The organism is Bordetella sp. 2513F2 (genome assembly GCF_054642735.1).
Genome location: NZ_CM137755.1, coordinates 2,639,812 through 2,657,315, shown reverse-complemented (window position 1 = coordinate 2,657,315; position 17,504 = coordinate 2,639,812). Strand labels below are relative to the sequence as shown.

At 70.0% G+C, this 17,504-nt stretch carries 17 protein-coding genes and 1 pseudogene; 15 read left to right on the top strand and 3 right to left on the bottom strand.

Features of this window, described 5'->3' with window-relative positions; all coding sequences use genetic code 11:
- Positions 1 to 17 precede the first annotated feature (17 nt).
- From ACYBYQ_RS12650 to ACYBYQ_RS12620, 7 genes and pseudogenes are all read left to right on the top strand, one after another.
- Positions 18 to 683, top strand: coding sequence for a hypothetical protein (locus tag ACYBYQ_RS12650; RefSeq protein ID WP_459614534.1), 666 nt, complete (start codon positions 18 to 20; stop codon positions 681 to 683).
- A complete protein-coding gene (gene cpaB / locus ACYBYQ_RS12645; protein ID WP_459614533.1) occupies positions 680 to 1,513 on the top strand; it encodes a Flp pilus assembly protein CpaB in 834 nt (277 codons plus the stop codon). Before ACYBYQ_RS12650 ends, cpaB begins: the two co-directional genes overlap by 4 nt.
- Positions 1,510 to 2,943, top strand: coding sequence for a type II and III secretion system protein family protein (locus ACYBYQ_RS12640; RefSeq protein ID WP_459614532.1), 1,434 nt, complete (start codon positions 1,510 to 1,512; stop codon positions 2,941 to 2,943). The genes cpaB and ACYBYQ_RS12640 overlap by 4 nt, the downstream gene beginning before the upstream one ends.
- Complete coding sequence (locus ACYBYQ_RS12635; protein ID WP_459618779.1) at positions 2,940 to 4,565, top strand: TadA family conjugal transfer-associated ATPase; 1,626 nt, start codon at positions 2,940 to 2,942, stop codon at positions 4,563 to 4,565. The genes ACYBYQ_RS12640 and ACYBYQ_RS12635 overlap by 4 nt, the downstream gene beginning before the upstream one ends.
- Positions 4,562 to 5,407, top strand: coding sequence for a type II secretion system F family protein (locus ACYBYQ_RS12630; protein ID WP_459614531.1), 846 nt, complete (start codon positions 4,562 to 4,564; stop codon positions 5,405 to 5,407). The genes ACYBYQ_RS12635 and ACYBYQ_RS12630 overlap by 4 nt, the downstream gene beginning before the upstream one ends.
- A 9-nt stretch (positions 5,408 to 5,416) precedes the next feature.
- Positions 5,417 to 6,295, top strand: a complete 879-nt coding sequence (locus tag ACYBYQ_RS12625) for a type II secretion system F family protein (protein WP_459614530.1) — start codon at positions 5,417 to 5,419, stop codon at positions 6,293 to 6,295.
- Positions 6,292 to 6,504, top strand: a pseudogene (locus ACYBYQ_RS12620) (DUF192 domain-containing protein); the annotation flags it as partial. The gene ACYBYQ_RS12625 and the pseudogene ACYBYQ_RS12620, both read left to right, overlap by 4 nt.
- Before the next feature lie 9 nt (positions 6,505 to 6,513).
- Here ACYBYQ_RS12620 and ACYBYQ_RS12615 read toward each other — a convergent pair.
- Together ACYBYQ_RS12615 and ACYBYQ_RS12610 are read right to left on the bottom strand one after the other, a co-directional pair.
- Entirely contained in the window at positions 6,514 to 7,317 is an 804-nt protein-coding gene (locus ACYBYQ_RS12615) for a BPSS1780 family membrane protein (protein ID WP_459614529.1), read from the bottom strand.
- Positions 7,318 to 7,379: 62 nt separating this feature from the next.
- Positions 7,380 to 8,348, bottom strand: a complete 969-nt coding sequence (locus ACYBYQ_RS12610) for a homoserine kinase (protein WP_459614528.1) — start codon at positions 8,346 to 8,348, stop codon at positions 7,380 to 7,382.
- Between the two features lie 170 nt (positions 8,349 to 8,518).
- On the opposite strand from ACYBYQ_RS12610, the gene dusA reads away from it, so the two are divergent.
- Entirely contained in the window at positions 8,519 to 9,508 is a 990-nt protein-coding gene (gene dusA, locus ACYBYQ_RS12605; protein ID WP_459618778.1) for a tRNA dihydrouridine(20/20a) synthase DusA, read from the top strand.
- A gap of 15 nt (positions 9,509 to 9,523) precedes the next feature.
- Here dusA and ACYBYQ_RS12600 read toward each other — a convergent pair whose 3' ends face one another.
- Complete coding sequence (locus ACYBYQ_RS12600) at positions 9,524 to 10,003, bottom strand: CBS domain-containing protein (RefSeq protein WP_459614527.1); 480 nt, start codon at positions 10,001 to 10,003, stop codon at positions 9,524 to 9,526.
- 117 nt (positions 10,004 to 10,120) lie between these two features.
- On the opposite strand from ACYBYQ_RS12600, the gene ACYBYQ_RS12595 reads away from it, so the two are divergent.
- From ACYBYQ_RS12595 to leuB, 7 genes are all read left to right on the top strand, one after another.
- Positions 10,121 to 10,492, top strand: coding sequence for a DUF2069 domain-containing protein (locus ACYBYQ_RS12595; protein WP_459614526.1), 372 nt, complete (start codon positions 10,121 to 10,123; stop codon positions 10,490 to 10,492).
- Positions 10,489 to 11,961: a protein adenylyltransferase SelO gene (locus ACYBYQ_RS12590; RefSeq protein ID WP_459614525.1), complete on the top strand. Its 1,473-nt coding sequence runs from the start codon at positions 10,489 to 10,491 to the stop codon at positions 11,959 to 11,961. The genes ACYBYQ_RS12595 and ACYBYQ_RS12590 overlap by 4 nt, the downstream gene beginning before the upstream one ends.
- Before the next feature lie 66 nt (positions 11,962 to 12,027).
- Positions 12,028 to 13,086, top strand: coding sequence for a chorismate synthase (gene aroC / locus ACYBYQ_RS12585; RefSeq protein WP_459614524.1), 1,059 nt, complete (start codon positions 12,028 to 12,030; stop codon positions 13,084 to 13,086).
- Between the two features lie 47 nt (positions 13,087 to 13,133).
- Entirely contained in the window at positions 13,134 to 13,967 is an 834-nt protein-coding gene (locus ACYBYQ_RS12580; RefSeq protein WP_459614523.1) for a M48 family metallopeptidase, read from the top strand.
- A 220-nt stretch (positions 13,968 to 14,187) separates the two neighbouring features.
- Entirely contained in the window at positions 14,188 to 15,591 is a 1,404-nt protein-coding gene (gene leuC, locus ACYBYQ_RS12575) for a 3-isopropylmalate dehydratase large subunit (RefSeq protein WP_459614522.1), read from the top strand.
- Between the two features lie 12 nt (positions 15,592 to 15,603).
- The gene (gene leuD / locus ACYBYQ_RS12570) at positions 15,604 to 16,254 is read left to right on the top strand and encodes a 3-isopropylmalate dehydratase small subunit (protein ID WP_459614521.1); all 651 of its coding nucleotides are present in this window, start codon (positions 15,604 to 15,606) and stop codon (positions 16,252 to 16,254) included.
- Between the two features lie 70 nt (positions 16,255 to 16,324).
- Complete coding sequence (gene leuB, locus ACYBYQ_RS12565; protein WP_459614520.1) at positions 16,325 to 17,398, top strand: 3-isopropylmalate dehydrogenase; 1,074 nt, start codon at positions 16,325 to 16,327, stop codon at positions 17,396 to 17,398.
- Positions 17,399 to 17,504 lie beyond the last annotated feature (106 nt).

Below are 17,504 nucleotides of genomic sequence, written 5' to 3'. Positions count from 1 at the left end.
GGTGGCGCATACGGGCCATGACACTGTCGTGCGGGCTGCTGTGCATGGTCGCCGGCCTGGGCGCAGCGCGCGGCGCAAGCCCAGGCTGGACCCTGCCCGACGGCGCCAGCCAGGCTGCCTTCGGAAGCGAGACGCGGCTGTATGGGGTTGCCGCAGACATCCGCTATTACGAGGCCGATCTCGCCGTACCCGACATGATTGCGTATTTCGAGGCGCATCATCCCTGGCTGCGTGACCTGGCGGTCTTGCCCGGCATGGTGGTGCTGTCGGGTAGCCGGGATGGCTGCACCCTGGCTGCCACCGTGTCGGAGCCGGCCGCGGGGCGCAGCGCAGGCACGCTGTCGCACGTGTGCTGGCCGGCGCCGTCCGGGGAGCCGGCCATTGCGCCCGACTGGCTGCCGGTAGGATCGGTCGGCATGTTCGACTTCGTGTCGCACGACGAGGGCATGGCAACGCAGCAGCAGGTATGGCGCCATCCGGCCCGGCCGCCCGCATTGCGGGCCATGCTGCGTCACCGGCTGGTCCAGGCGGGCTGGACGCCCGTAACGCGGCCCGGCGAGGCGGGCCAGGCGTGGCAGCGCGCCGGCCGTTCGCTGTCGCTGGATGTCGTTCCTGCTGGGGAGGGCAGCGCCGTCGTGGCATGGCTGCTCAGCGGGCCCGGCGCCGACGGGAGCAGGCCATGAACCTGCCCATGTACATCGGCCTGGCGCGTGCGTTTGGCGGGTATGCCTTTGCCGCCGTTGCAGGGCTTACCGCGGCATGGGCCGTGCACGAGCACATCCGGCAGCGCACGCTGGAGCTCGAGGCCGAAAGCCGGGTGCCTACGATGCCCAGGCTGGTGGCGGCGCACGACCTGCCGGCCGGGGCATCCCTGCAGGCAGACCAACTGGCGGTGCGGGATGTGCCCGAGCCGTGGGCGGCGTCGGCGTCGCTGGCCCCGGAGCAACTGCACGAAGTGGAGGGGGCCATCCTGGCGGTGGCGCTCAAGGCAGGGGAACCCGTCATGAGCCATCAGGTGCTGCACGCGCAGCCGGTGCGCCCGATGGCCGAGCAGCTGGGGGCCGGTCGGCGCGCGATCAGCCTCCCGCTTGCCGAGATCCGCAACCTGCCGCCGCATGTGCGCCCGGAAGACCGCATCGACCTCTATGCGTCGTTCGCGCACGAGGGGCGGCAGGTCGTCGTGCCCTTGCTGCAAGGCAGCCGCGTATTGGCGATGGAGCCGGGCGAGGATGGCGCGCAGCTCGAGCACATTGCGCTCGAGGCATCCCAGGCCGATGCGATGAAGGTCATCGCAGCACGGCAGGCCGGCGAGCTGACGGCGGTGCTGCGGGCCAACGACGCGCAGCCGGAGACCGTCGCCGCGGCGGCTGCCGGTACGCCGCGCGACCTGGCCGGCCTGCTGGGGCTGAACCGCGCGACGCCCCAGGGCCCGAGGCCCGTACGCATCATCTACGGAGACCGCCTCGATGGCGCCGACATGCCGGACGAGTCCCCGGTTCAGGAGCAGCCATGACGACACCACCGTTGCGCCGCATGCTGGCTGCCCTGGCGTCGGTTGCGCTGTGCATGGCGCCGTCCCGCCAGGTGCCGGCACAGGCCGCGTCGCCGGCCGCCGCGGTACAGGCAGCCGATGTCGAACTCGAACTCGAGGTGGGCGAGACGCGCGTGCTCGCCGCGCCAGGCGCGCATCGCGTCGCCGTGGGCAACGGCCAGGTGCTCACCGCCATGGCCACCGATGGGCGGGAGGTCGTGCTCTTTGCGCGCCAGGAGGGGCTGTCTTCCGTGCACGTGTGGCGTGATGCGCACGCGCCCGAGGCCTATTCGGTACGGGTGCTCCCCGCAGGCCTGCGGCACATGCGCGAGGAGGTCGACCGCTTGCTCGAGCGCATCCCCGCGGCGCGCAGTACGCGCGTGGGAGGCAACATCGTCATCGAAGGCAACGACATCTCCGACGACGACCGTGCGCGCATTGCGGCTCTGGCGCAACGCTACCCGGGCATACTGGATTTCACAGGCCAGGTCGGCTGGGACCGCATGGTGCTGCTCGATGTCCAGGTGGTCGAGCTGCCGCGCTCGCGCCTGCGGGAATTCGGCATACGCTGGGATACCGCCACGCAGGGCGGCTTGCAGGCCGGCCTGGCGTGGGAGGGCGGATCTGCGCTCCATGGGCTGGCGGAACGCCCCGGGGAAGGGCCGCTCGAGACCTCCTGGCCATCGCGCCGCCCAGCCGGCTATTTCGGCGTGAACGCCATGCTGGCGGCCGGCCTCACGGCGCTGGCCCAGCGCGGCGAGGCCGTGCTGCTGGCCCAACCCCAGCTCCTTGCCCGCAGCGGCAGCACCGCCTCGTTCCTGGCCGGCGGCGAGGTGCCGTACGCCGCGGTGGACGAAGACGGCACGCCGACCACCACGTTCAAGCCCTATGGCGTGTCGCTGCAGATCACGCCGCGCATCGACCGCAACGGCACGATACGATCGCGCATCGAAGTCGAGGCGAGTTCGGTGGACGCCTCCATGAGCCTGCCGTCCGGCCCGGCGCTGCGCACGCGCCGGGCAACCACCGAGTTCAACGTGCGTTCCGGCCAGACGCTGGTGATAGGCGGTTTCCTGTCGCGCGAACGGGCCGACGAGCGCAACGGCCTGCCATGGCTGTCCGACATCCCGTTGCTGGGCGCCTTGTTCTCCACGCGGCGTACCCAACTGCGCGACAGCGAGCTGGCGATTTTCGTCACGCCCAGCCTGATCATGTCCGACGACGGCTTCGACGGCATGGTCCGGCGCAAACAGGCCGTGCTGCAACAGGCCTTTCCCGAGGCTCCCCAATTGCTGCCCATCCCCGCGCCCGCGGCCGGCCGCCGCTGGAGCGATCCGCACGGCGCAGGCTCGCAATGGCTGCCTGCGCCGGCAGCGCCTGTTTCCACCACTGCGCTTCCCGTCCCACCATGATCGAACTGCGCCTCACCTACGAAGACGGCTCCCAGCAACTGCTTGCCGCCGCCGCGCCGGTACTCATCGGCCGTGCGCCGCATTGTGCCGCGCGCATCTCCAATTGGCGGGTGGGCAGGCAGCACGCGAGATTGTCGTGGCGGGGCGGAGAATTGCTGCTCGAAGACCTCGGCACCCTGAGCGGCACCCTGGTCAACGATGCGCGGGTCGCGTCGCACGCGCCGGTGCTGCCTGACGACCGCATCGTGGTGGGCCCGTGCCAGATCCGGGTCCGCGTGCTGGAAGCACCCGGCGAGGGCTCACCGCCCAATGCAGGAACCGGGGAGCCGGCTGTGCCGGCCGGCTTCCAGCCCGACGAGGCCCCGGGGGGCGCAGCCATGCTGCGCGATGCGCTCGAACTGCTGCCCCATCGCCGCCGCCTGCACGCCGCCTTGCTCGGCGCCCTGGACCTGCGGCGTCGCGACGTGGCCGGCATGAGCGACGAGGCCCTGCGGGCAGAAGCGGACCGTCTGCTCGACGAGCTCGTGCAGCAGGATGTCGAACTGCCTGCCCACATCGACCGTACGCAGCTTCGGCGGGCGGTGCGCGACGAGGCCGTGGGCCTGGGGCCGCTGGAGCCCCTGCTGGCCGATCCCACCATCACGGAAATCATGGTCAACCGCCATGACGAGATCTACGTCGAGCGCGCCGGCCGGCTGTCGCGTCACGAGGCTGTCTTCAGCAGCGAGCAGTCGGTGCGCTGGGTGATGGAGCGCATCGTGGCACCGCTGGGCCGGCGCATCGACGAGAGCGCGCCCATGGTCGATGCCCGCCTGCGCGACGGCTCCCGGGTAAACGCTGTCATCCCGCCGATCGCCATCCGCGGCGCGAGCCTCACCATACGCAAGTTCCCGATGCGGCGCCCGCAGCTGGCCGACCTCATCGCCGGCGGCTCGCTCAGCGCCGCCATGGGCAGCCTGCTGACCGATTGCGTGCGTGCCCGCAAGAACATCGTGGTGTCGGGCGGGACGGGCTCGGGCAAGACCACGCTGCTCAACATTCTCTCCAACGCCATCCCGTCGGGCGAACGCGTGGTCACCATCGAAGACGCCGCCGAGCTGCGCCTGCATCATGAGCACCTCGTGGCCCTGGAAGCGCGGCCGCCCAATCTCGAAGGGCGGGGCCGGGTCGACATCCGCGACCTGGTGCGCAATGCGCTGCGCATGCGGCCCGACCGCATCGTGGTGGGAGAGTGCCGCGGGCCCGAGGCCTTCGACATGCTCACGGCCATGAACACGGGCCACGAGGGCTCGCTGACCACGCTGCACGCCAATTCGCCGCGCGATGCCTTGTCGCGCCTGGAGGCCATGACGCTCATGGCCGGCCTGGACCTGCCGCTCGCCGTGGTAAGGGAACACATCGCCGCCAGCATCGACGTGCTGGTGCAGCAGGCGCGCCTGTCGGATGGGCGGCGCCTGGTCACGGCCATCGTGGAGGTGGTCGGGATGGAAAGCGGCCGCATCCAGCTCCAGGAGCTGTTCCGCCATGAGCCGGGGCGTGGCTTCGTCGATACGGGCATCCGCCCGTCGCTGTACGACGCCGATCCCTTGCAGCAGGGCATGCAGGGTGGGGCGGCGGCGTGATCTGGATAGCACTGGCTGCAGCAATGGCGGCGGTCGCCATGCTCGCCTGGCAGGCCCAGGCGTGGATGCGGCCTGCGCTGCAGCGCTACCGCGCGGTCTACACGCAGGAGGCAGGCGTGAAGCTGGGCGAACTGTTCCTCTTCGTCGATCCCGCCCAGCTCTGGGTGGCCGCCATGCTCAGCGCCACGACGCTGGGCCTGCTGGCGTGGGCCTTCACGCAGAGCCTGCTGATCGCGGGCGTGGCGGCTGCCCTGGGCACGCGACTGCCATCCCGCGGCATGGAGGCGCTGCGCCGGCGGCGGCACCGGCTTTTCGAACGCCAGTTGCCCGCCGCCCTGATGTCGCTGGCAGGCGGGCTGTCGGCCGGCGCTTCGCTGGCGGTTGCGCTCAAGCACATCGTCGAGCAGAGCGAAGCGCCGCTGTCGCAGGAGTTCGGCCTGATGCTGCGCGAGCAGCGCCTCGGCGTGCCGTTCGCCACGGCACTGGACCGCCTGCAGGCGCGCGTCCCGTCCGAGGCCACGGTCTTGGTGGTGGCGGCGTTGCGCGTGGCCGGGCAGACCGGCGGCAACCTGGCCGAGGCGCTGGAGCGCATCGCCGATACGCTGCGCGCCCGGCTGCAGCTGCAGGGCAAGATCCACGCCCTTACCGCGCAGGGGCGCATGCAGGCCTGGATCGTCGGGGCGCTGCCCGTGCTGCTGGCCCTGGTGCTGAACCGGCTGGAGCCGCAGGCCATGGCCCTGTTGTGGAACACGCCGCGCGGCTGGGCGGTGCTGGCGGTGGTGGTGGTGCTGGAAGTGGCGGGCGTGATGATGATCCGCCGCATCGTCAATATCGATATCTGAGGAGGCGCCATGTTCCAGGAGCTGGCCGTGATACTGGGCGCGTCGTGCGTGGCCGTGCTGGTGCACGTGCTGGGGGCGCCGCTGTGGTCCGGCAAGGCCAGCGCGCCGCCGCGCACCGACCCGGCGCTGCCGTGGTGGTGGCGCGCCCTGTGGCCCTGGAGCAGCGGCCTGGCCCGGCTGGTGATGCCGCTGTTGTCGTGGAAAGCCCGGGCCCGCTGGGAACGCCGCAAGGCGCGCGCCGGGTTGCCGCCCCAAGTGGGGGAAGCCGACCTCGCGGCGCTGGCCTGGGCTGCAATCCTGGGCGGTGCCGGTGCCGGGTTCCTGCTGGGCGCCTGGCTGGGCGGGTCTCCCTGGCTGGCGGCCTTGCTGGGCGGCATGTCGCTGGGCATGGCGCCGCGCCTGTGGCTGGCCCGTGTCGCGGCCGAGCGGCGTCGCCGCATCGACCGCGACCTTCCCTTCGTGCTGGACCTCATGACACTGTGCGTGGAGGCCGGGCTGGGCCTGCACGGGGCATTGCAGCAGTCGGCCCAGTGCGGGCCGCCCGGACCTCTGCGCGATGCCCTGGAGGGGGCCCTGGCCGACATGCGCGCCGGCCTGTCGCGCGGAGCCGCCATGAAGAAAATGGCGCAGCGCAGCGGCAGCGCGGCGTTGGCCGCCTGGGTCGCGGTGCTGGCCCAGGCCGATGCCATGGGCATGAGCCTGGGGCCCCTGATGCGCGGCCAGGCGGCGCAGTGCCGGGCCGACCGCTACCAGCGCGCCGAACGCCTGGCCATGGAGGCGCCGGTGAAGATGCTGTTTCCGCTCATCGGCTGCATCTTCCCGTGCACCTTCATCGTGCTGGGGTTTCCGATCGCGTTGCAGCTGCTGCCGGCGCTGCAGTCGCCATGAGGCCGCAGCGTCTGCGCTTGCGGGTGGTGCGCGGGCCGCTGGGGCGGCTGCGCGGGCTGCTGTGCCGGCGTCGTCCGCCCGGGCCGCGCAGCGGCATCTGGCTGCTGCACTGCAGTGCCGTGCACACCATGGGCATGCGCCATGTCATCGACGTGGCCTTCATCGACCGGCGGGGCCGGGTGTTGCGGGTGGTGCGGCTGGCGCCGTGGCGCTGTGCGCTATGCGTGGGCGCTGTCTCGGTGGTCGAGACCCGCGCGGGAGTCATCGACGTCGAACACGGAGGTATAGGCCGGGTAGAAGCTGCAATACAGGATGCCGCCGGCGGCGATGTTGATGGGTACCTGCAGCGTGCCGGCCACTGAAGCGGGCACGCCGGCGGCCACCAGCAGGCCGGTGCAGAGGTCGATGAACAGGAAGATCATGATCCAGGCCGCGCCGTATACCAGGAAGGCCCATTTGTTGCGCCAGCACGCCACGCCGGAATAGAACAGGGCCTGTGCCAGCCTGAGGTTGTGCCAGCCCACCAGCACCGGCGCATGCCAGAACAGCGCAGCGATCATCACGTACAGCACCGCGAACAGGATCAGCGGCACGCGCATGGCCTCGATGAAGGGCGTGAGGTCTTTGGCGGCGGAAGCCAGTTCCATGCCCTCGGCCAGCGAGGCGGCAAAGGGCAGGAAGGCCAGCAGGCCGGCCAGGGTGCAGGTGCCGGCGTAGAGCGCGCCCAGCAGGAGCAGCTTCTTCAGCACGCCCGGGCGCTGCACCGCCTTGGGCCACATGGAGGGCAGCATCACCCGCCCGGCCTCGATGTGCTTGCAGGCCGACAGCGTCATGAGCGTGATCGCCGGCATCACCGTCACGAAGAGCAGCGGCCCGATGGGCGGGGTGGCGCTGGCGAACAGCACCAGCAGGCTGAGCAGCATGGCCCAGACGAACATGGCCAGCGGCTGCTTGCGGAATAACTGCAGGCCGTCGCGTATCCATTGCCAGCCGGAACTTGCGGGTAGGGATACTGCTTGCATAGTGGTCTAGGACAGAATGGGGACGGGACGACGGTCAGTCATCATTATGCGGGGCCGGCCGGTCAGGGCAAGACGGGCTGGCCGGCCTGGTGGCGCGCGAGCAACACCCGCTCGAAGTGGCGCGGGTCGTGCGGCTTGAGCGTCTGGGCCGGGCGCGGCAGGTGGAAGTCGTACAGCCGCGAGATCCAGAAGCGCAGCGCGGCGGCGCGCAGCATCAGGGGCCAGGCCTCGCGCTCGGCGTCGGTGAACGGGCGCCGGGCCGCGTACGCGGCGAGCCAGGCCTCGACCAGTTCAGGCACGAATTCGCCGGTCTCGCGCACGATGCACCAGTCGTTCACGCTGACCGCGACGTCGAACAGCCAGTGGTCGCAGCCCGCGAAATAGAAGTCGATGATGCCGCCCATGAGGGGGCTGTCGAAGGTGCCGGCGAACAGCACGTTGTCGCGGAACATGTCGCAGTGCGCCGGCCCGCTGGGCAGGCTGGCCCAGGCGGGGGAGGCCGCGGCGGCCTCCTGGGCGGCCAGCTCGTCCTGCAGCAGCCGGGCCTGGCCGGCTTCCAGGTAGGGCAGGATCCTGGGCACGGTGACGCGCCACCAGGGCAGGCCGCGCAGGTTGGGCTGCACGAGCGGGAAGTCGCGCGCGGCCAGGTGCGCGCGGGCCATGGTGTCGCCGGCCAGGGCGCAGTGGCGCGGCCCGGGGGCCGGCTCGTAGCCGCCCGGCAGCCGCGAGACGATGGCACAGGGCTTGCCGTGCAGCGCAGTCAGCCGGGTGCCGTCGCGCAGCGTCTGCGGCTCGGGCACCGGCACGCCGCGCTGCGCCAGGTGGTGCATCAGCTCGATGTAGAACGGCAGCTGTTCCTGCGTCAGCACCTCGAACAGCGTAAGAACATACTCGCCGGAGGTGGTGTGGAGGAAATAGTTGGTGTTCTCGATGCCCGCCGTGATGCCGCGCAGCGACACCAGCTCTCCCAGGTTGTAGCGGGCCAGCAGGCCGCGTGCGTCGTCATCGGATACGGGAGTGAAAACAGCCATGGAAGAAGGGGGCAGGGGTTGGGGAACGTGGCGTGGCGCGGTGCGCGGGGCAATTTTAGACCACGCCCGCCATGCAGGCCCGGGCGCGGCGGCGCGGCCGTAAAATAGCGGTTTTTCCCGCGTTCGAGCAATTCTTGGATTCTTCCGACTGGCGGCTGTGCGTCGCCCCCATGATCGACGTCACCGATCGCCACTGCCGCTTCCTGCACCGGCTGCTGGCGCCGCGTGCGCGCCTCTACACCGAGATGATCACCACCGGTGCGCTGCTGCATGGCAACGTGGCGCGGCACCTGGACTTCGACGCGTCCGAGCATCCGGTGGCGCTGCAGCTGGGCGGCAGCGAGCCCGAGGCGCTGGCGCAGGCGGCCCGCCTGGGCCGGCAGTGGGGCTACGACGAGATCAACCTCAATTGCGGCTGCCCCTCCGAGCGCGTGCAGAAGGGCGCGTTCGGCGCCTGCCTGATGGCCGAGCCCGGGCTGGTGGCCGACTGCGTGAAGGCCATGCAGGACGCCGTGGACCTCCCCGTCACGGTAAAGCACAGGCTGGGCCTGGACTACGACGAGTCATATGCTTTCGTGCGCGATTTCGTGGGCACGCTGTACGACGCGGGCTGCCGGGTGTTCGTGGTGCATGCCCGCAATGCCGTGCTCAAGGGCCTGTCGCCCAAGGACAACCGCGAGATCCCGCCGCTGCGCTACGACGCCGTGCGGCAGCTCAAGCGCGATTTCCCGGATTGCACCATCGTGCTCAATGGCGGCCTGGCCGACGCCGCCGCGGCGATACAGGCGGCCGGCGAGTTCGACGGCGTGATGCTGGGCCGGGCGGCGTGGCATACGCCGCGCGTGCTGTCGGAAATCTCGCTGCGCCTGTGGCCCTCGGTGCGGCTGCCCACGGACGCGCAAGTCGTGGATGCCATGACCGGATATGCCCGCGGGCAGGTGGCGGCCGGCGTGCCGCTGCGGATGATCGTGCGTCCCCTGCTGGGCCTGGTGAACAGCCAGTCGGGCGCGCGCCGCTGGCGCCGCATCCTGTCGGATCCGCAGCGCCTGAACGGCAACGATCCGGGGGTGATCTACGAGGCGTGGCGCAGCCTGCAGGCCCGCGTGCCCATGGCATCGCACGAGTCGTTCAGCGAGACGGCCTCGCGCGATGCGGCCTGACGGCCAGGCCGGCGTTCAGGCCTTGCCGGCGGCGGGCGCCGCGTCTTCGTTTTCCGCGGGCCATTCGCGGATATAGGCCTTGAGCATGTTGTTCTCGAACTGCTGGGCGGCCACGATGGCCTGGGCCATGTCGTAGAACGAGATCACGCCCATCAGCGTGGGGCCGTCCATGACGGGGATGTAGCGCGCGTGCTTCTCGAGCATGAGGCGCTGCACCTCTTCGGCGCTGGTATTGGGCGTGACGCTGACGGGCGCGTCGTCCATGATGGAGCGCACGGTGCTTTCGCCCCAATCCTGGCCGTTGCCGCGCGCATGCAGGTGGCGGATGATCTCGCGGAACGTGAGCATGCCGGCGAGCATTCCGGATTCCATGATGACCAGCGAGCCGATGTCGTTCTCGGCCATCGTCTGCACGGCGACCGACACGGGGGTATCGGGCGCCACGGTATAGAGCGTGTCGCCCTTGACGCGGAGGATTTCGCTGACTTTCAACATGGGGATCTCCTGGAAGCTGCATGCCCGCGCGGGGCGTCGGCCCGGCGTGGCGGGCCGATTGCCGTATTGTGCGCCAGCCCGGCCGGATGATCCAGTGCGGGCGGGTGATAATGGGGCATGGATGCCGAACTCAATCCCGTATTGCGCCGCGTCGCCGCCGCAACGCTGCTGGCCCTGATCGTCCTGTGCGTGGCCTGGGAAACCGTGCTCGCGCCGTTGCGGCCCGGCGGCTCCTGGCTGCTGCTGAAGGCACTGCCGCTGGCGTTTCCGCTGCGCGGGGTGCTGCGGGGCAACATCTATACCTACCAGTGGGCGGCCATGCTGTCGCTGCTGTACCTGATGGAAGGCGTGGTGCGCGCCATGTCCGACCCCGGCCCTGCCTCGGCGGCGCTGGGCGCGCTGGAGGCCGTGCTGGCCGCCGCCTTCTTCCTGAGCGCCATTTTTTATGTGCGGCCCGCCAAGCAGGCCGCACGCCGGAGAGGGGCATGAGCATCACCCGACTCGAAGATCTCGTCACCGACAACAGCTACGCCAGGCTGCCGCCGGTGTTCTATACCCGGCTGGCGCCGCGCCCGCCGGCTGCGCCGCGGCTGCTGCACGCCAACCCCGACGCGGCGGCCCTGATCGGGCTGGACCCGGCGGTTTTCTCCACGCAGGCCTTCCTGGACGTGTTTTCCGGCATGGCCCCGCTGCCGGGCGGCGATACCCTGGCCGCGGTCTACAGCGGCCATCAGTTCGGCGTGTGGGCGGGCCAGCTCGGAGACGGGCGAGCCCACCTGCTGGGCGAGGTGGTCGGCCCGCAGGGCAACTGGGAGCTGCAGCTCAAGGGCGCGGGCATGACGCCGTACTCGCGCATGGGCGACGGCCGGGCGGTGCTGCGCTCGTCGGTGCGCGAATACCTGGCCAGCGAAGCCATGCACGGGCTGGGCATACCCACCACGCGCGCGCTGGCCCTGGTGGTTTCCGACGAGCCGGTGATGCGCGAAACCGTCGAGACTGCGGCCGTGGTGACCCGCATGTCGCCCAGCTTCGTGCGCTTCGGCTCTTTCGAGCACTGGGCCTCGCGCCGCGATCCCGACTCGCTGCGCATGCTGGTGGACTACGTGATCGACCGGTTCTATCCCGGATGCCGCGAGGCTGCGGGCGATGCCGGCCCGGTGCTGGCGCTGCTGGATGCGGTGATGCGCCGCACGGCGGAGCTGATGGCCGACTGGCAGGCCGTGGGCTTCTGCCATGGCGTGATGAACACCGACAACATGTCCATCCTCGGGCTCACCCTGGATTATGGCCCGTACGGCTTCATGGACGCCTTCCGGCTCGATCACGTGTGCAACCATTCCGATACCGAAGGGCGCTATGCCTGGCATCGCCAGCCCTCGGTCGGGCTCTGGAACCTCTATCGGCTGGGCGGGGCGCTGCACGCCATGGCGCCCGATGCCGAGGCGCTGCGCGCGGTGCTGGACGGCTACGAGGCGCATTTCACCGAGGCCTTCCATTCCCGCATGGCGGCCAAGCTGGGCCTGGCGTCGTGGCAGGAGGGCGACGAGGCCCTGGTCGACGACCTGCTGCGCACCATGCACGCCGGCCAGGCCGATTTCACGCTGGCATTCCGCCGCCTGGCCGATGCGGTGCGCGGCCAGCCCCAGCCGTTCCGCGACCTCTTCATCGACCGCGAAGCGGCGGATGCCTGGCTGTCACGCCTGCAGGCGCGCCACCAGGCCGACGGCGGCGCGCCCGAAGCGCGCGCCGCCGCCATGGACCGGGTGAACCCGCTGTACGTGCTGCGCAACCACCTGGCCGAGCAGGCGATCCGCGCCGCCAAGGAGGGCGATGCCTCGGAGATCGACGTGCTGCTCGATTTGCTGCGGGATCCCTATACGCCGCGCCCGGGGCGCGAGGCCTATGCCGCGCTGCCGCCGGACTGGGCATCCGGCATCGAGGTGAGCTGCTCGTCCTGACGCCGGGGCGGGCATGCGCATCGGTGTCATAATCGAGCCTGCCCCGCAGCTCGCACCTTCATCATCATGTCCGGCAACACCCTAGGCACCCTGTTCCGCGTTACCAATTTCGGCGAATCGCACGGCCCGGCCATCGGCTGCGTGGTCGACGGCTGCCCCCCGGGATTGCCGCTGGAAGCGGCCGACATCCAGGCCGAACTCGACCGCCGCCGCCCCGGCACCTCGCGCCATGTCACCCAGCGCCAGGAGGCCGACCAGGTGGAGATCCTCTCCGGGGTGTACGAGGGCCAGACCACGGGCACGCCGATCGGCCTGCTGATCCGCAACACCGATGCGCGCAGCAAGGACTACAGCAACATCGCCGACACCTTCCGTCCCGGCCACGCCGATTACGCATACTGGAAGAAATACGGCGTGCGCGATCCGCGCGGGGGCGGGCGCTCGTCGGCGCGGCTCACCGCCCCCACGGTGGCCGCCGGCGCCATCGCGAAGAAGTGGCTGGCGCGCGAGCACGGCACCGCGGTGCGGGGCTACATGAGCCAGCTCGGCCCCATCCGCATCCCCTTCGTGTCCTGGGACGACGTCCCGGGCAACCCCTTCTATGCGCCCAACGCCGGCATCGTGCCCGAGCTGGAGGCCTACATGGACCAGCTGCGCCGCGACGGCGATTCGGTGGGGGCCCGCATCGAGGTCGTGGCCGAATCGCTGCCGGCCGGCTGGGGCTCGCCCATCTACGACAGGCTGGACGCCGACATCGCGCACGCCATGATGGGCCTGAACGCGGTCAAGGGCGTGTCGCTGGGCGCGGGTTTCGATTGCGTGGCCCAGCGCGGCTCGGAGCACGGCGACGAGATCACCCCCGACGGGTTCGTCACCAATCACGCCGGCGGGGTGCTGGGCGGCATTTCCACCGGCCAGCCCGTTACGGTATCGTTGGCCATCAAGCCCACGTCCAGCATCCGCGTCGAACGCCGCTCGGTCGACCGGGCCGGGGAGCCGGTCATGGTCCAGACACTGGGGCGTCACGACCCCTGCGTCGGCATCCGCGCCACGCCGATCGCCGAGGCGCTGCTGGCCCTCGTGCTGATGGACCATGCGCTGCGCCATCGGGCGCAGTGCGGCTGAAATCTGCCGAAGCGCCTGGGGGTTCGGCCTTGCACCACGGAGGAGCCATGAACCGAAACCGATTCCGCTGGCCGGGATGCCTGGCCGCCACCACGCTGGCCGTCTCGCTGGCCGGCTGTGCCGGCGTCAGCACCACGCAGTCCGGCACTGTCGGCATAGACCGCACGCAGTACATGTCCAGCATGGTGCCCGAGCAGGCGCTGGAGCAGGAAGCCGACAAGCAGTATGCGGAGATCGTGCAGCAGGCGTCCGGCAAGGGCCTGCTCGACCGCGACGCCGCGCAGGTCAAGCGCGTGCGCGCCATTTCCCAGCGCCTCATCGCGCAGGTCGGCGCCTTCCGGCCCGATGCCGCCGCCTGGGACTGGGAAGTCCATGTCATCTCCAGCAACGAGGTCAACGCCTGGTGCATGCCGGGCGGCAAGATCGCCGTGTATACGGGGTTGCTGAGCCAGATCAAGCCCACCGACGCCGAACTCGCCGCCGTGCTGGGCCACGAGATCGCCCATGCGCTGCGCGAACATGCGCGCGAGCGGGTGTCGCAGCAGATGGCCACCAGCCTGGGCGTGTCGGTGCTGTCGATCGCGCTGGGCACGCCCGGCGTATCGGACCTGGGCGGCAAGCTGGCCGAGGTGATGTTCACGCTGCCCAACAGCCGCACGCACGAGACCGAAGCCGACCTGATGGGCGTGGAACTGGCCGCCCGGGCAGGCTACGACCCGCGCGCGGCGGTCACGCTGTGGCAGAAGATGAGCGCAGCCGACAGCGGCGGCCAGCCCGAATTCCTGTCCACCCATCCGTCGGCCGCCACCCGCATCAGCGAGCTGCAGGCCGCGTCGCAGCGGGTGCTGCCGTTGTACGAGCAGTCGCAGGCCCGGCGCTGAAGCCCGAGGGCGGGGCTGGCACGGCTGTGATACGGTTGCCAGGCAGTGCCGTGGGTGCTGGGTGCTGCTGCTGGGGGGTGGTATTGGTACTAGGATAAGAGGTGCAATTGTACTAGCTTGAACGGGCCGGCATAATGCACTGGTCATCCCCGACCCGTCGCCGGCGCCCACCGGCAACATGCGCGCTGCGGCGGCAGCCACTACAAAGAGACACACCATCATGGCCCAAACGCTCTACGACAAACTCTGGCGGGACCACGTCGTCCACGAAGAGTCCGACGGCACCTGTCTGCTCTACATCGATCGCCACCTGCTGCACGAAGTCACCAGCCCGCAGGCCTTCGAGGGCCTGACCCTTGCCGGCCGCAAGCCCTGGCGCACCGGGGCCAACCTGGCCGTGGCCGACCACAACGTGCCCACGCTCAACCGCGCCCAGGGCATCGACGATCCCATCTCGCGCCTGCAGGTCGACACGCTGGACCTCAACTGCGAGAAGTACGGGATCACCGAATTCCGCATGAACGACCTGCGGCAGGGCATCGTGCACGTGATCGGGCCGGAGCAGGGCGCCACGCTGCCGGGCATGACGGTGGTGTGCGGCGATTCGCACACCAGCACGCACGGCGCCATGGGCGCGCTGGCCTTCGGCATCGGCACTTCCGAGGTCGAGCACGTGCTGGCCACCCAGACGCTGCTCATGAAGAAGGCCAAGAGCATGCTGATCCAGGTCGACGGCGAACTGCCGTTCGGCTGCACCGCCAAGGACGTCGTCCTGCACGTCATCGGCGTGATCGGCACGGCCGGCGGCACGGGCCATGCCATCGAGTTCGCCGGCAGCACCATCCGCGGCCTGTCGATGGAAGGGCGCATGACCGTGTGCAACATGGCCATCGAGGCCGGCGCGCGTTCGGGCATGGTGGCAGTGGATGACAAGACCATCGACTATTTCCGCGGCCGCCCGTTCTCGCCGACCGGCGCGCTCTGGGACCAGGCCGTGGCCTACTGGCGCACGCTGCACAGCGACGAAGGCGCCGTCTTCGACCGCGTGGTCAGGATCGACGCCCGCGACATCAAGCCGCAGGTCACGTGGGGCACCTCGCCCGAGATGGTGCTGCCGGTGGATGCCCGCGTGCCCGATCCCGACAAGGAAAAGGACGACGTGCGCCGCAGCGGCATGGAGCGCGCCCTGCAGTACATGGGCCTCAAGCCCAACACCCCGCTTACCGACGTGCGCATCGACCGCGTGTTCATCGGATCCTGTACCAATTCCCGCATCGAAGACCTGCGCGCGGCTGCGGCCGTGGCGCGCGGCAAGCGCGTGGCTTCCAACGTGAAGCAGGCCATGGTGGTGCCCGGCTCCGGGCTGGTCAAGCTGCAGGCCGAGCGCGAAGGGCTGGACAAGATCTTCATCGAGGCCGGCTTCGAATGGCGCGAGCCCGGCTGCTCGATGTGCCTGGCCATGAACGCCGACCGGCTCGAGCCCGGAGAGCGCTGCGCCTCCACCTCCAACCGCAACTTCGAGGGCCGGCAGGGGCAGGGCGGCCGCACGCATCTCGTCAGCCCCGCCATGGCGGCCGCCGCTGCAGTGGCCGGCCATTTCGTCGACGTGCGCACCCTGCGCTGATCCGGAGTTCCCATGCAAGCATTCACCACCCACGAAGGCCTGGTCGCGCCGCTCGACCGCGAGAACGTCGACACCGACCTGATCATTCCCAAGCAGTTCCTCAAGTCCATCAAGCGCAGCGGCTTCGGCCCGAACCTCTTCGACGAGCTGCGCTACCTCGACCACGGCGAACCGGGCATGGACAACAGCAAGCGCCCGCTCAACCCGGACTTCGTGCTGAACCAGCCGCGCTACCAGGGCGCCTCCATCCTGCTGGCACGCAAGAACTTCGGCTGCGGCTCCAGCCGCGAGCACGCGCCCTGGGCGCTCACGCAGTACGGTTTCCGCGCCATCATCGCCCCGTCGTACGCCGACATCTTCTTCAACAACAGCTTCAAGAACGGCCTGCTGCCCATCGTGCTGTCCGAGCTCGAAGTGTCGCGGCTGTTCGACGAGGTCAAGGCCTTCCCCGGCTACAAGCTCAACATAGACCTGGACCGCCAGGTGGTGATCGGCGCCGACGGGCGGGAAATGCCGTTCGACATCGAGCCGTTCCGCAAATACTGCCTGCTCAACGGCCTGGACGACATCGGCCTCACGCTGCGCCAGTCGGACAAGATCCGGGCCTTCGAGGCCGAGCGTCTGGCACGCCATCCGTGGCTGGAAAGCCGCCCGGTGGCCTGAGCGCGCCACCGGCTTTTCTTCCGCGGCGGCCCGGGGGCCGCCGCGTTTCCAGATAGACAGGATTTTCCCCATGACACATCACATCGCAGTGCTGCCGGGCGACGGCATCGGCCCCGAAATCATCGAACAGGCCGTGCGTGTCCTGAGCGCCCTGGGCCTGGACATCGAGCTCCGGCAGGCTCCCGTGGGAGGCGCTGCCTTCGACCAGTTCGAACATCCTCTTCCGCCCGACACGCTGAACCTGGCGAAGGCCTCCCGCGCCGTGCTGTTCGGCGCCGTGGGCGATTGGAAATACGACGCGCTGCCGCGCGAGTTCCGCCCCGAGCAGGCCATTCTCGGCCTGCGCAAGGCCCTGGGCCTGTTCGCCAACCTGCGTCCCGCCATCCTCTATCCCGAGCTTGCCAGCGCCTCCTCGCTCAAGCCGGAGATCGTCTCGGGCCTGGACATCCTCATCATCCGCGAACTCACCGGCGACATCTACTTCGGCACCCCGCGCGGCGTGCGCAGCGCCGCCGACGGCCCGTTCGCCGGCGAGCGCGAAGGCTACGACACCATGCGCTACGCGGAATCCGAAGTGCGCCGCATCGCCCGCATCGGCTTCGAGTCCGCCCGCAAGCGCAGCAAGAAGCTCTGCAGCGTCGACAAGGCCAACGTGCTCGAGACCTCGCAATTCTGGCGCGACCTGGTCATCGAAGTGGCGCGCGAGTATCCCGATGTGGAGCTCTCGCACATGTACGTCGACAACGCCGCCATGCAGCTCGTGCGCAACCCGCGCCAGTTCGACGTGATCGTCACCGGCAACCTGTTCGGCGACATCCTCTCCGATGAAGCCGCCATGCTCACCGGCTCCATCGGCATGCTGCCCTCGGCCTCGCTCAACGCTTCCGGCCAGGGCCTGTACGAACCCAGCCATGGCTCGGCGCCCGACATCGCCGGGCAGGGCATCGCGAATCCCCTGGCCACCATCCTCTCGGCCGCCATGCTGCTGCGCTACTCCCTCGATGAGGGCGGCCAGGCCGACCGGATCGAAAGCGCAGTACGCAAGGTCCTGGCCGACGGCCTGCGCACCGCCGACATCTTCGAACCGGGCACCACGAAGGTGTCCACGGCGCAGATGGGCGATGCGGTGTTGAAGGCGCTGTGATCGCACCGCGCTGAAGCGGCCGGGCTTCCGGTATTCCGCCATCGTCGGCTGCATGCGCCACGGCAGGACGGGCGGCGGCCCCGCGGCCCGCCCTGTGCGCAGGGAT

Bases quoted from the DNA above. Each gene is read 5' to 3' on its own strand.
- ACYBYQ_RS12595 (WP_459614526.1), top strand. From the start codon at position 10,121: ATGGATGCCGAACTCAATCCCGTATTGCGCCGCGTCGCCGCCGCAACG.
- ACYBYQ_RS12600 (WP_459614527.1), bottom strand. From the start codon at position 10,003: ATGTTGAAAGTCAGCGAAATCCTCCGCGTCAAGGGCGACACGCTCTAT.
- ACYBYQ_RS12650 (WP_459614534.1), top strand. From the start codon at position 18: ATGACACTGTCGTGCGGGCTGCTGTGCATGGTCGCCGGCCTGGGCGCA.
- ACYBYQ_RS12590 (WP_459614525.1), top strand. From the start codon at position 10,489: ATGAGCATCACCCGACTCGAAGATCTCGTCACCGACAACAGCTACGCC.
- aroC (WP_459614524.1), top strand. From the start codon at position 12,028: ATGTCCGGCAACACCCTAGGCACCCTGTTCCGCGTTACCAATTTCGGC.
- cpaB (WP_459614533.1), top strand. From the start codon at position 680: ATGAACCTGCCCATGTACATCGGCCTGGCGCGTGCGTTTGGCGGGTAT.
- leuB (WP_459614520.1), top strand. From the start codon at position 16,325: ATGACACATCACATCGCAGTGCTGCCGGGCGACGGCATCGGCCCCGAA.
- dusA (WP_459618778.1), top strand. From the start codon at position 8,519: ATGATCGACGTCACCGATCGCCACTGCCGCTTCCTGCACCGGCTGCTG.
- leuD (WP_459614521.1), top strand. From the start codon at position 15,604: ATGCAAGCATTCACCACCCACGAAGGCCTGGTCGCGCCGCTCGACCGC.
- ACYBYQ_RS12640 (WP_459614532.1), top strand. From the start codon at position 1,510: ATGACGACACCACCGTTGCGCCGCATGCTGGCTGCCCTGGCGTCGGTT.
- ACYBYQ_RS12580 (WP_459614523.1), top strand. From the start codon at position 13,134: ATGAACCGAAACCGATTCCGCTGGCCGGGATGCCTGGCCGCCACCACG.
- ACYBYQ_RS12625 (WP_459614530.1), top strand. From the start codon at position 5,417: ATGTTCCAGGAGCTGGCCGTGATACTGGGCGCGTCGTGCGTGGCCGTG.
- ACYBYQ_RS12610 (WP_459614528.1), bottom strand. From the start codon at position 8,348: ATGGCTGTTTTCACTCCCGTATCCGATGACGACGCACGCGGCCTGCTG.
- leuC (WP_459614522.1), top strand. From the start codon at position 14,188: ATGGCCCAAACGCTCTACGACAAACTCTGGCGGGACCACGTCGTCCAC.
- ACYBYQ_RS12635 (WP_459618779.1), top strand. From the start codon at position 2,940: ATGATCGAACTGCGCCTCACCTACGAAGACGGCTCCCAGCAACTGCTT.
- ACYBYQ_RS12615 (WP_459614529.1), bottom strand. From the start codon at position 7,317: ATGCAAGCAGTATCCCTACCCGCAAGTTCCGGCTGGCAATGGATACGC.